The organism is Pseudomonas sp. LP_7_YM (assembly GCF_004364435.1).
Lineage (GTDB): Bacteria > Pseudomonadota > Gammaproteobacteria > Pseudomonadales > Pseudomonadaceae > Aquipseudomonas.
This window is the reverse complement of the sequence record NZ_SOCT01000004.1, coordinates 256,935-269,542: the sequence shown is the minus strand read 5'-3', so window position 1 is coordinate 269,542 and position 12,608 is coordinate 256,935. Positions and strand designations below refer to the sequence as shown.

Sequence of the window (12,608 nt, the reverse complement as noted above, 5' to 3'; positions counted from 1 at the left end):
TTTTGATCGACGTCCAATGCTGGCATCATGCTAGCTTTTGCGCTGATGTGCCCGAGCAGACGCCAGACAGGTTTTTCGCTTGATTTTGACTATAGTCTGGCGCACTGGTGCCGATATGTAGAACAAGAGTTTTGAACGCTTCTCGCACAATGACCATGAACCCGACTCAGTAAGTATTTTTTATCTATGGCAAAAATTATCGGCATCATCGTCGTTCTCGCGAGCGTCCTCGGCGGTTACGTACTTTCTCATGGTCAGATCGGAGCGTTGATCCAGCCTTTCGAGGTAATGATCATCGGCGGAGCCGCGCTCGGTGCATTCCTCCAGGCCAACCCTGGCTACATGACCATGCTCGTCGTCAAGAAGTCCTTGAAGATGTTCAGCTCACGCTTCACCCACGGCTTTTATCTTGAAGTGCTGGGGCTGGTCTACGAAATCCTCAACAAGAGCCGTCGTGAAGGCATGATGGCGATCGAGGGCGATATCGAAGAGCCTGAGAACAGCCCGATATTCACCAAATACCCGGGCATTCTGAAAGACACCAAGATGATTGCCTTCGTGTGTGACTACCTGCGCATCATGTCGTCCGGCAACATGGCTCCCCATGAACTGGAAGGCCTGTTCGACATGGAGTTGTTGAGCATGAAGGAAGAGCTGGAGCATCCCTCTCACGCGGTGACGGGCGTAGCGGACGCCATGCCCGGCTTCGGTATCGTCGCGGCGGTACTGGGTATCGTGGTGACCATGGCCTCCCTCGGTTCCGGTGACAAGGCGGCGATCGGCATGCACGTAGGTGCGGCGCTCGTGGGTACCTTCTTCGGTATTCTCGCGGCCTATGGTTTCTTCGGCCCGTTGGCCACGTCCCTGGCCCATGACGCCAAGGAAGAAATGAACGTGTACGAAGCGATCAAGGCCTCGCTGGTAGCGTCGGCCTCAGGTGTGCCACCTTCACTGGCAGTGGAGTTCGGTCGCAAGGTTCTCTACCCGGCGCACCGCCCCAGCTTCAGTGAGCTGGAACAAGCCGTTCGCGGTCGCTGATCCATGGAAAACAATCAGCCAATCATCATCAAGCGCGTAAAGCGCTTCGGTGGAGGACATCATGGCGGTGCCTGGAAAATCGCCTTCGCCGACTTCGCGACGGCGATGATGGCGTTTTTCCTGGTGCTGTGGCTGATGTCATCGGCCACCCCCGAGCAATTGCTCGCCATTGCTGGCTATTTCAAGGATCCGGTCGGTTTTTCCGACAGCGGCTCACCCTATGTCATCGACTTGGGCGGTTCGCCCGAGATGTCCCCGGACCAGACGCTCAACCCGGAAGTGAAGTCCACACCTGCGCCGGACAAGGTGCCGGTGGATGCCGATCAAGAGGATTCAGCGGCCGAGCAGGTCGAGCAGGACCGCCTGGAAATGTTGTTGCAAGAGTTGCAGACCAAGGTCAACGAGAACCCGCAGCTGGCAAAGTTCAAGGATCAGATCCTCTTCGAGATCACCCAGGACGGCCTGCGTATTCAGATCACCGACGCTGAAAACCGGCCCATGTTCGACATCGGCAGCGCCCGGTTGAAACCCTATTTCGAAGACATCCTGTTGGCGATGGCTGACACCATCAAAGCGGTCCCGAACAAGGTCAGCATCAGTGGTCACACTGACGCTACGCCTTATGTGGGCAACAACGGTTTCGGTAACTGGGAGCTTTCTGCCAACCGCGCCAATGCCGCTCGCCGTACCATGATTGCCGGCGGTTATCCGGATCCGCAGGTCGCGCGCGTGGTGGGTTATGCGTCGTCTTCGCTGTACGACAAGGAAAATCCGACCAGCTCGATCAACCGCCGCATTGATATCGTCGTCCTGACCAAGAAGGCACAGGCCCGTATCGAGGATGCGCAGAACTCGGGTGAGGCGCCGAAACCGGATGCTGCGCCTGCTCCGGCGCCTGCGACACCCCCTGCATCCGTCCCTGCGCCCATACCCGCACCGGCGACAGCGCCCATCTCACCGGTTGCACCGCAAGGCAAGCCGGGCGCGTCAACAGCCGCCCCGGTCGTCGACTCTCGGGTTTACGCGCAACCCCCCGAGATTCGGCAGAAGCTGAACATCTTCGATCAAGGGCAATTGAAGATCGAGGAGACAAAAAACTGAACAACGGTTCTGGCAAAAACGTCGCGATGATCGCGGCGTTTTTGTTTGTGCTTTTCGGCAGCCGGGCTGCTGCGTAGTCTTCAGCGTTAATGACTGCTTTCAGGCAAGCTCGCGATGATCGAGCGGTAGCTGTTCATGCGTTGCTGCTGCACCCGGCCATCTTCCAGGGCCAAGAGCAATGCACAGCCGGGTTCGCGGTCGTGTTTGCAGTCACGGAAACGGCAGCGGCCAAGCAGGTCGTTGAACTCGATGAAGCCCGCTTCCACGTCGGCGCGGCTCACGTGGCCCAAGCCGAATTCGCGGATGCCGGGGGAGTCGATCAGGTCGCCGCCACGGGGGAAGTGGAACAGGCGGGCGGTGGTCGTGGTATGTGTACCTTGCCCGGAATACTCCGACAGCGGTCCGACCCGCGTGCCGACTTCCGGCAGCAAGCTATTGACCAGCGACGACTTGCCCACACCCGACTGCCCGACGAACACGCTGATGTGGCTGTCGAGCAAGTCCTGCAGTTGCTGCATGCCGTCGCCGTGATGCGCGGAAACTTCCAGCACCGGATAGCCCAGTGTCCGGTAGACCCCCAGCAGCGCATTGAGCGCAGGGGCATTGTGCTCGTCGATGAGGTCGAACTTGTTCAGCAGCAATAGAGGGCGAATCCCGGCGTGCTCGGCTGCCACCAGATAACGGTCAATCAGGTTGGCGTGAGGCTCGGGGGCCGGGGCGAAGACAATAACGATCATGTCGACGTTGGCCGCTACCGGCTTGAGCTGACCACGGGTATCCGGTCGGCAAAGCTCGGTGTTGCGTGGCAATTGCGCGACGATTACACCAATGCCCTGGTTGCCGGCCCGCCAGACGACTCTGTCGCCTGTCACCAGCGCGGGCAAGTTGGCGCGCAAATGGCAGCGGAATACCTGGCCGTTCAGCTCGCCTTCCTGCGCCTCGACTTCCACCTGCACGCCGAAATGCGCAATCACCAGTCCCGTCTGTTCAGGACCTAGATCACCGCCTTCCAGCGTTTCCAGGGTGTGCGATTCACGTTTGGCGGCCCGGGCAGCGCGCTCGCCTTGAATCTTTTCGATGCGCCAGTTCTGGCGGCGGTTGAGTTGGCGTTTGGCCATGGGTGTTCAGTGTCTCGTTTGATGAAGCGTAAAGCCGCTTAAGTTTGAAACGCGGGGGAGTCTAGCACGACGGCCTACGCTAAACTGCGCGCCTGAGCTGAGGAGCCGATATATGCAGAACAAGCAAAATCTGATCTGGATCGACCTGGAAATGACCGGTCTGGACCCTGATAACGACGTCATCATCGAGATGGCGACCATCATTACCGACAGTGAGCTGAACACGCTCGCCGAGGGGCCGGTGATCGCGGTGCACCAGAGTGATGAGTTGCTCAACGGCATGGATGAGTGGAACACCCGTCAGCACGGCGGTTCGGGCCTGACCCAGCGTGTGCGCGAGAGCAAAATTTCCAGCGAAGAAGCCGAAGCCATGACTCTGGAGTTCATTAAGCAATGGGTTCCTGAGCGTAGCTCGCCGATCTGCGGCAATAGCATCTGCCAGGATCGCCGCTTCCTATATAAGCGTATGCCGACGCTGGAAAACTATTTCCATTATCGCAACCTCGACGTTTCCACACTCAAGGAACTGGCTGCGCGCTGGTCGCCAGAGCTGAAGTTCAAGAAGGGCAGTACCCACTTGGCGCTGGATGATATCCGCGAGTCCATCGCCGAACTGCGCTTCTACCGCGAGCATTTCATCAAAGGTTGAGTGCAAGGGGCAGGCGCTGACGGCTGACGCCCTCTTTTGGTGCTCTGGCTGACTGGTTAGACTGCGCTCCTTTCTCGCAGGGACCGCCACCATGCTGCTGATGCTCTATCTGATCGCCATTACCGCTGAGGCCATGACCGGCGCGCTGTCCGCCGGGCGTCGTGGCATGGACTGGTTCGGCGTGGTGTTGATTGCTTGCATCACCGCACTGGGTGGCGGTTCGGTGCGTGATGTGCTGCTGGGCCACTACCCGCTGACGTGGGTCAAACACCCGGAGTACCTCATTCTCACCAGCGTTGCGGCGTTAGTGACTGTGTTTATCGCACCCTTGATGCGCCATCTGCGCTCGCTGTTTCTGGTGCTTGATGCGCTGGGGCTGGTCGCCTTCACCGTCATCGGCTGCACGACTGCGCTGGACATGGGCCTGAGCATGATGGTGGCGGCGGTGAGTGGCGTAATAACCGGCACGTTCGGCGGCATTCTGCGAGACATCTTCTGCAATGACATCCCCCTGATCTTTCGTCGCGAGCTGTATGCCAGCGTTTCATTCGCGGCTGCCTGGTGCTTTCTGCTGTGCCAATACGCTGGGCTGCCAATTGAGCAGGGCACGCTGATCACTCTATTTGGCGGGTTGCTGCTGAGGTTGCTGGCGATCAGGTTTCACTGGGAAATGCCCAAGTTCGTTTATAAGGATGGGCATTGAGCGCTGTCATCGTGTGAAGTAACCACGGGGCAGCCCAGAGGGCCGGTGCCGATGCGGTTTTCTGTGGGGTGGGGCTTGTTCACTCCCCGCAGAGTGGAACTCGGTTCTTGGCGGCTGCCTTGCTCGCATGCTGTCGCAACGCCCACTCCACATGCTCACGCACCATTTCCGAGGGGTCCTCCAGGCGTGCTTTCAAGGCCTCAAGCACCGGAATGCTCGACGGCGCATTGCCCAATCCCACGGCCAGGTTGCGCAACCATCGCTCATACCCCGCGCGACGTAACGGCGAGCCTTCGGTGTTACTGAGGAAAGTGGTTTCATCCCACAAAAATAACGTCGTCAACTCAGCGTTATCCAGGCCGTGACGCGGCTTGAAGTCGTTTTGATCGGTCGGTCGCGCGAAACGGTTCCAAGGGCAGACGATCTGGCAATCGTCGCAGCCGAATACCCGGTTGCCGATCAGTGAGCGCAGCTCTTCAGGGATCGACGTTTTCAATTCGATGGTCAGGTAGGAGATGCAGCGGCGCGCGTCCAGTACATAAGGGCCGACGAAGGCATTGGTCGGGCATACCTCCAGGCAGGCGCTGCAACGACCGCAATGTTCAGTGGCATGGGGCGGATCCACCGGCAGCGGCAGATCGACGAACAGCTCGCTTAAAAAGAAATAACTGCCCGCCTTGCGATTGAGCACCAGGGTGTTCTTGCCAATCCAGCCCAGCCCGGCTTTCTCGGCGATGGCCTTTTCCAGCACCGGTGCGCTGTCGACGAAAGCGCGAAAGCCGAACGGGCCGATAGCCTGCTGAATCCGCTCGGCCAGTTGCTGGACGCGCTTGCGAATCAGCTTGTGATAATCGCGGCCCAACGCATAGCGCGACACGTAGGCCTTTTCGGGTTGTGCGAGCAGCTGTGCCATCTGGGTATCACCCGGCAGATAGTCCATGCGCAATGAGACAACCCGCAGCGTACCCGGCACCAGTTCGTGCGGATGCGAACGTTTGCTGCCATGCGCTGCCATATAGTCCATCTCGCCGTGGTACCCGGCTTCGAGCCAGCGCTCCAGATGCTGCTCATGTTCCGCCAGATCCAGCCCTGAGATGCCGACCTGCTGAAAACCGAGTTCACGCCCCCAGTCCTTGATTGCCAAGGCAAGCTCGGTCAACCCAGCAGCCGTCAGTGGCGTCAGGTTTGCTGATGAATCGGTTGATGGGTCGACAGTAATCGCGGACATGCAAGGAGGACACCGGGGCACAGGTGCGTATAATTCTGCCAGACATCGGAGCCTAAAGACGCATGTTGCATAGCAAACCCCCATTTCCCGACGCACTGTATAGCGCCGCCCACGTGCGCGACCTTGATGCACGCCTCATCGCCGCGGGCACGCCGGGCATCGAGTTGATGCAGCGCGCTGCCCATGCCGCTTGGCGGGCCATACGCCGCCGCTGGCCAGACGGACAGGAGCTGACAGTGCTCGCCGGACACGGTAATAACGCTGCAGACGGCTATCTGATTGCAGTGTTGGCCAAGCGCGCAGGCTGGAAAGTAACGGTGCTGGCGGTAGGCTGCTGCGCTGTACTGACCGGTGACGCAGAAGCCGCTTATAAAGAAGCCCTGAGCGAACAGGTCGACGTTCAGGACTGGCATCAGCAAACACTGAGCGGAATCATCGTCGATGCCTTATTGGGCACAGGGCTCAAAGACGAAGTCCTTCCGCCTTATGCCCATGTCATCGAGTTGATCAACGACAGCGGCCTGCCGGTCGTGGCGGTCGACATTCCCTCAGGGCTTTGCGCCGATACCGGACACACTCTGGGGGTGGCTGTTCGCGCCGAGCTGACGGTAACCTTCATCGGCCTTAAAGTCGGGCTGTTTACCGGTGATGCGGCGGATCTGGTCGGTGAGCTGGTTTTCGACGATCTGCAAGCTGATCGCGTGCTTGTCGAACAAACGCCGGTCAGCGTTACACGTCTGGATGCATCTAATCTGCCGACGCTCAATCCGCGTCCGCGCACCGCTCACAAGGGCATGTTTGGCCGAGTTCTGGTCATTGGCGGCGACCTCGGCTTTGGTGGCGCTGCCTTGCTGTCCACTGAAAGTACGCTACGCAGTGGCGCGGGCATGGTCACGCTGGCCACCCGTCCCGAACATGTCAGTGCAGCGCTGACCCGTTTTCCGGAAGTCATGACCGCCGGGGTGAGTTCGGCCAACCAGTTGATGGCGCTGATCGAGCCCGCCACCGTGCTGGTCGTCGGGCCTGGTATGGGGCAGCACAGTTGGGGGCGTAGCCTGTTGTCGGCCGCCGCCAATGCCGAGCGCGCGCAGGTTTGGGACGCCGACGCGCTGAATCAACTCGCGGCGGGTTTCGTGCAGTTGCCCAGGGATTGCGTGATCACTCCGCATCCCGGTGAGGCGGCGCGCTTGCTGGACATCAGCACCCAAGAAGTCCAGGCCGACCGCCCGGCGGCGGCTCGCGCATTGGCCAAAAAATTCAACGCTGTTTGTGTACTCAAAGGCAGCGGCAGCCTGATCGCCAGCCCTGCAGGCCAACTTGCACTTGCCGATCACGGCCATCCGGCCATGGCAACCGGCGGCTTGGGTGACGTGCTGTCCGGCGTGATTGGCGCACTGCTTGCGCAACAGATGCCTGCGTTCGAGGCAGCCTGCCTTGCAGTCTGGTTGCACGCGCTGGCCGGTGAAAAATGTGGCGCCAGCGGGCGTGGCATGGCTGCCGCTGATCTGATTCCTGTTATCCGCAAGCTTCTGGAGGAACATCGACCGTGTCTGAGCTAACCCTGCACCTGATCGGTGAAGAGTCGATGACCCACTTTGGCGCACGGATTGCCCAAGTCACTGAAAGCAATGGGATTATATTTCTGGAAGGGAATCTGGGCGCTGGCAAGACCACGCTTTCGCGAGGAATCATTCGCGGTCTGGGTCACACCGGCGCGGTAAAAAGCCCGACTTTCACGCTCGTAGAACCTTATGAAATTGGGAGAAATCGCGCGTATCACTTTGATCTTTACCGACTTGTTGATCCAGAAGAGCTAGAATTCCTCGGCATACGCGACTACTTCGACGGCAAAGCACTTTGCCTGATCGAGTGGCCCGATCTCGGTGCAGGCTTTTTGCCAAAGCCCGACCTGATCATTACCATTAGGCCGCACGCGCGGGGTAGAGCGTTGACCTTGAGCCCGAAAAGCTCGCGCGGTGAGCAGTGGTGTGCCGCTTTGGCTTTGGAATTCAAATAGATATGGGGTTAGGTATGCGCATGCGCGCGCTGGTTACTGTGATTGGACTGCTGCTGACGACTCTGGCCGTCGATGCGTTGGCCGCGTCACAGGTACGAAGTGTCCGCTTATGGCGTGCTCCGGATAACACTCGACTGGTTTTCGACCTGTCCGGGCCGGTTCAGCACAGCGTTTTCACCCTTCAGTCCCCGGACCGTCTGGTGATCGACATCAATGGCGCGACCCTGGGCGGTGCCCTCAACGTCCCGACTGCCAACACACCGATTACCAGCATGCGCTCAGCGCAACGTACGCCGGATGATCTGCGGGTGGTCATCGACCTGAAAAAGGCCGTGACCCCGAAGAGCTTTACCCTGGCCCCGAACCAGCAGTACGGCAACCGGCTGGTGGTCGATCTTTATGACAACCCTGCGGACGCCAACCCGCCGCCAACCGTTGCTGACACACCCGCAACAGTGGCACCGGCGACGCCTGCGGTGCCGGTCACTCCCTCCAAACCTGAAATCAAACTGTCGCCGGTGCCTAATGGCAAGCGCGATATCGTTGTTGTGGTCGACGCCGGGCACGGCGGTGAAGACCCCGGCGCCTCAGGTGGCCAGGGCCAGAAAGAAAAGAACGTGGTGTTGTCGATCGCCAAGGAATTGCAGCGTCAGATCAATGCCGAAAAAGGCTATCGTGCCGAACTGACCCGCACCGGCGACTACTTCATTCCGCTGCGTAAGCGCACCGAGATCGCCCGTGCCAAGGGGGCTGACCTGTTCGTTTCCATTCACGCTGACGCCGCGCCTTCTTCGGCCGCTTTCGGCGCTTCGGTGTTCGCCCTGTCAGAGCGCGGTGCGACTTCCGAAACTGCCCGCTGGCTGGCGGACAGTGAAAACCGTTCCGACCTGATCGGCGGGGCAGGCGCTGTAAGTCTCGATGACAAGGACCGCATGCTGGCCGGTGTGCTCCTCGATCTGTCGATGACCGCGTCGCTGACGTCGAGCCTGAACGTGGGGCAAAAAGTGCTGACCAACATCGGTCGCGTGACGTCGCTGCACAAGGCGCGGGTCGAGCAGGCAGGGTTCATGGTGCTCAAGTCGCCGGACATTCCTTCGATCCTGGTCGAAACCGGCTTCATCTCCAATGCCGCCGAGGCCAACAAACTGCAAGGTGCCAGTCACCAGCAAGCGTTGGCGCGCTCCATCACTGCTGGCGTGAAACAGTTCTTCCAGCAGAATCCGCCTCAGGGCACCTACATTGCGTGGCTGCGGGACACCGGCAAGCTGGCGATGGGAGCGCGTGAGCATGTCGTGCGTCCTGGCGAGTCGCTGAGCATGATTTCTGTGCGGTACGACATGAGCATGGCCGCCTTGCGTTCGGCGAATAAACTGCGTTCCGATGAATTGAAAGCCGGTCAGCAATTGAAGATTCCGAGCGCCGATCTGGCGGGTGAGCCATGAGTGATCTGTTGCTCGATGAGTCAGGCGTCGATGCCCGTGCAGGCAATGAGCCGGGGGCTCAGGCTTCACGCATAGAACTGCTCAGCCCGCGGCTGGCAAACCAGATCGCGGCGGGGGAGGTGGTCGAGCGTCCTGCTTCGGTCATCAAGGAGCTGCTTGAGAACAGCCTCGACTCCGGTGCCAGACGCATTGATATAGACGTCGAACAGGCCGGTATCAAGCTGCTGCGCGTTCGCGATGACGGCGGTGGCATTTCTTCAGATGATCTGCCGTTAGCTCTGGCGCGTCATGCCACCAGCAAAATCCGCGAGTTGGAAGACCTTGAGCGGGTCATGAGCCTTGGTTTTCGTGGCGAGGCCCTGGCCTCTATCAGCTCCGTGGCTCGACTGACACTCACTTCGCGTACCCGCGACGCCGATCAGGCCTGGCAGGTAGAAACCGAAGGCCGCGACATGGTCTCCCGGGTTCAGCCTGCAGCGCATCCTGTGGGCACTTCGGTTGAAGTGCGCGACCTGTTTTTCAACACGCCGGCCCGCCGCAAATTCCTCAAGGCCGAAAAGACCGAATTCGATCACTTGCAAGAAGTGATCAAGCGCATGGCGCTGGCCCGTTTCGACGTGGCTTTCCATTTGCGTCATAACGGCAAGACCATTTTGAGTCTGCACGAAGCCCGTGACGACGTTGCCCGCGCGCGGCGGGTCTCGGCGGTCTGCGGTCCAGGCTTCCTCGAACAGGCGCTGCCTATCGAAGTCGAGCGCAACGGTCTGAAGCTCTGGGGCTGGGTCGGGTTGCCGACCTTCTCGCGCAGCCAGGCGGACTTGCAATACTTCTTCGTCAATGGCCGTGCGGTGCGCGACAAACTGGTCGCCCATGCGGTGCGTCAGGCGTACCGCGATGTGTTGTTCAACGGGCGCCATCCGACGTTCGTGTTGTTTTTTGAAGTCGATCCGGCCGTGGTCGACGTCAATGTGCACCCGACCAAGCATGAAGTGCGTTTCCGTGACGGGCGTATGGTGCACGATTTCCTGTATGGCACTCTGCATCGCGCGCTCGGCGACGTGCGGCCGGAAGATCAGCTGGCTGGCACCACATCGGTTACAGCGCTTGTCCGTCCGAGCGGACCGCAAGCGGGCGAGTTCGGGCCGCAGGGCGAAATGCGTCTAGCCAATAATGTGCTGGAAACGCCACAGGGCCCTGCCTGGAGCACCTCGACCAGTCCTGCTCCGGGATCCGGCAGTGGCGCCGGTTATCAATATCAGTACACCCCGCGTCCCTCCTCGGTGTTGCCTGCCGAAGAAGCGCAGGCCGCATACCGTGAGTTTTTCGCTCCGCTGCCTGGCGCGCCGACGACCCCGGGCGCAGCGGGTGGCGTTTCTCTGCCTGATTCGCAGGGCGACATTCCACCACTGGGCTACGCATTAGCTCAGCTCAAGGGGATTTATATCCTCGCCGAGAACGCCCACGGGCTGGTGCTGGTGGATATGCACGCAGCCCATGAACGCATCATGTATGAGCGCCTGAAGATCGCCATGGCTAGTGAAGGCCTGAGCGGCCAGCCACTCTTGGTGCCTGAGTCGATTGCAGTCAGTCAGCGTGAGGCCGATTGCGCGGAAGAACACATGGCGACCTTCCAGCAACTGGGTTTCGAGTTGCAGCGCCTTGGGCCTGAAAGCCTGGCGATCCGCCAGATCCCGGCCTTGCTCAAGCAGGCCGAAGCCAATCGGCTGGTGCATGACGTCCTGGCCGACCTTATGGAATACGGCACCAGCGACCGGGTCCAGGCGCACATGAACGAATTGCTCGGCACCATGGCGTGCCACGGCGCTATTCGAGCCAATCGACGCCTGGCGATCCCTGAAATGAATGGCCTGTTGCGCGACATGGAAAACACCGAGCGTAGCGGTCAGTGCAACCACGGCAGGCCGACCTGGACACAGTTGGGGCTGGACGATCTCGACAAATTGTTTCTGCGCGGTCGCTGATGAGTGCTTTTCCTCCGGCCATCTTTTTGATGGGGCCGACCGCCGCTGGCAAGACCGACCTTGCCATCGAACTGACCGAGGTACTGCCATGCGAGCTGATCAGCGTCGATTCGGCACTGATCTACCGTGGCATGGACATCGGCACTGCCAAGCCTTCCAAAACGCTCCTGGAAACATACCCACACCGGCTGATCGATATTCTCGACCCGTCTCAGCGTTATTCCGCTGCAGATTTTCGAACTGATGCATTGCAAGCGATGGCCGAAATTACCGCAAGGGGAAAAATCCCCCTGTTGGTCGGCGGCACCATGCTCTATTTCAAGGCTCTATTGGAAGGCCTGGCTGACATGCCGGCCGCCGATGCTCAGGTTCGGGCGCAACTGGCGATCGAAGCGGCCACATTGGGCTGGCAGGCGCTGCATGATGAATTGGCATGTGTCGATCCGGTGTCGGCGGCTAGAATCCATCCCAATGATCCGCAGCGCCTGGTTCGTGCGCTGGAAGTTTATCGTGTAAGCGGGATGAGCATGACCGCCCACCGTGCGCAACAAAGTGCGCAAAGTGCTCAAGCTGGCGGTTCGGGGCGCCAACAATTGCCCTATACTGTGGCAAATCTCGCCATTGCTCCGGTGGATCGCAAGGTACTGCACGACCGGATTGCACTGCGATTCGGGAAAATGCTTGATGAAGGATTTGTTGAAGAAGTCGTAGCGTTACGTTCGAGGGGTGACCTGCACTCGAATTTACCGTCTATAAGAGCTGTAGGGTATCGCCAGGTCTGGGACTATCTGGACGGCGGGCTGACTCGGGATCAGATGCAGGAGCGCGGCATCATTGCCACGCGCCAGTTGGCCAAGAGACAGTTCACCTGGTTACGAAGCTGGGAAAATCTACACTGGTTGGACAGCCTGGCTTGCGACAATCTGCCACGCGCCTTGAAATACCTGGGGTCGGTCTCCATATTGAGCTGAGTCCTTGCAATTAGCCGTCTATCCTTGGGGGGTAACGGCCAAGCCAATGTTTTTGAATTTATTCTATTGATCCTTAAAGGAGTGCGGCACATGTCAAAAGGGCATTCGCTACAAGACCCTTACCTGAACACTTTGCGTAAAGAGAAAGTGGGGGTTTCGATCTATCTGGTAAACGGTATCAAGCTGCAAGGCACGATCGAGTCCTTCGACCAGTTCGTAATTTTGCTGAAAAACACTGTCAGCCAAATGGTTTACAAGCACGCAATCTCGACTGTCGTACCGGTTCGTCCAATTCGTCTGCCTAGCGCGACCGAATCCGAACAGGGTGACGCCGAGCCAGGTAACGCCTGATAGGAGTC

12 protein-coding genes are annotated in these 12,608 nt (G+C 59.4%); 10 read left to right on the top strand and 2 right to left on the bottom strand.

Features of this window, described 5'->3' with window-relative positions:
* Positions 1 to 186 precede the first annotated feature (186 nt).
* Both motA and motB read left to right on the top strand, forming a co-directional pair.
* A complete protein-coding gene (gene motA, locus EC915_RS12970) occupies positions 187 to 1,038 on the top strand; it encodes a flagellar motor stator protein MotA (RefSeq protein ID WP_133750929.1) in 852 nt (283 codons plus the stop codon).
* Positions 1,039 to 1,041: 3 nt separating this feature from the next.
* Positions 1,042 to 2,139, top strand: a complete 1,098-nt coding sequence (motB, locus tag EC915_RS12965) for a flagellar motor protein MotB (RefSeq protein ID WP_133750928.1) — start codon at positions 1,042 to 1,044, stop codon at positions 2,137 to 2,139.
* Between the two features lie 86 nt (positions 2,140 to 2,225).
* Here motB and rsgA read toward each other — a convergent pair whose 3' ends face one another.
* On the bottom strand, positions 2,226 to 3,257 hold the full coding sequence (rsgA, locus tag EC915_RS12960; protein ID WP_133750927.1) for a small ribosomal subunit biogenesis GTPase RsgA: 1,032 nt from the start codon (positions 3,255 to 3,257) through the stop codon (positions 2,226 to 2,228).
* Positions 3,258 to 3,369: 112 nt separating this feature from the next.
* Between rsgA and orn the strand changes: the two genes are divergently transcribed.
* Entirely contained in the window at positions 3,370 to 3,906 is a 537-nt protein-coding gene (gene orn, locus EC915_RS12955) for an oligoribonuclease (RefSeq protein WP_133750926.1), read from the top strand.
* A 91-nt stretch (positions 3,907 to 3,997) separates the two neighbouring features.
* Positions 3,998 to 4,609, top strand: coding sequence for a trimeric intracellular cation channel family protein (locus EC915_RS12950; RefSeq protein WP_133750925.1), 612 nt, complete (start codon positions 3,998 to 4,000; stop codon positions 4,607 to 4,609).
* Between the two features lie 79 nt (positions 4,610 to 4,688).
* Here the strand turns inward: EC915_RS12950 and queG are convergent, their stop codons facing one another.
* The gene (gene queG / locus EC915_RS12945) at positions 4,689 to 5,837 is read right to left on the bottom strand and encodes a tRNA epoxyqueuosine(34) reductase QueG (protein WP_133750924.1); all 1,149 of its coding nucleotides are present in this window, start codon (positions 5,835 to 5,837) and stop codon (positions 4,689 to 4,691) included.
* Positions 5,838 to 5,899: 62 nt separating this feature from the next.
* Here queG and EC915_RS12940 point away from each other — a divergent pair, with 62 nt between their 5' ends.
* From EC915_RS12940 to hfq, 6 genes are all read left to right on the top strand, one after another.
* Positions 5,900 to 7,396 (top strand): NAD(P)H-hydrate dehydratase, encoded by a 1,497-nt coding sequence (locus EC915_RS12940; protein WP_133750923.1) that lies wholly within the window; start codon positions 5,900 to 5,902, stop codon positions 7,394 to 7,396.
* A complete protein-coding gene (tsaE, locus tag EC915_RS12935) occupies positions 7,384 to 7,854 on the top strand; it encodes a tRNA (adenosine(37)-N6)-threonylcarbamoyltransferase complex ATPase subunit type 1 TsaE (protein WP_133750922.1) in 471 nt (156 codons plus the stop codon). Before EC915_RS12940 ends, tsaE begins: the two co-directional genes overlap by 13 nt.
* A 2-nt stretch (positions 7,855 to 7,856) precedes the next feature.
* Entirely contained in the window at positions 7,857 to 9,296 is a 1,440-nt protein-coding gene (locus EC915_RS12930; protein ID WP_218568085.1) for an N-acetylmuramoyl-L-alanine amidase, read from the top strand.
* On the top strand, positions 9,293 to 11,278 hold the full coding sequence (gene mutL, locus EC915_RS12925; protein WP_133750920.1) for a DNA mismatch repair endonuclease MutL: 1,986 nt from the start codon (positions 9,293 to 9,295) through the stop codon (positions 11,276 to 11,278). The genes EC915_RS12930 and mutL overlap by 4 nt, the downstream gene beginning before the upstream one ends.
* The gene (gene miaA / locus EC915_RS12920; RefSeq protein ID WP_133750919.1) at positions 11,278 to 12,249 is read left to right on the top strand and encodes a tRNA (adenosine(37)-N6)-dimethylallyltransferase MiaA; all 972 of its coding nucleotides are present in this window, start codon (positions 11,278 to 11,280) and stop codon (positions 12,247 to 12,249) included. Before mutL ends, miaA begins: the two co-directional genes overlap by 1 nt.
* Positions 12,250 to 12,339: 90 nt before the next feature.
* Positions 12,340 to 12,600, top strand: a complete 261-nt coding sequence (hfq, locus tag EC915_RS12915) for an RNA chaperone Hfq (RefSeq protein ID WP_010221594.1) — start codon at positions 12,340 to 12,342, stop codon at positions 12,598 to 12,600.
* Positions 12,601 to 12,608 lie beyond the last annotated feature (8 nt).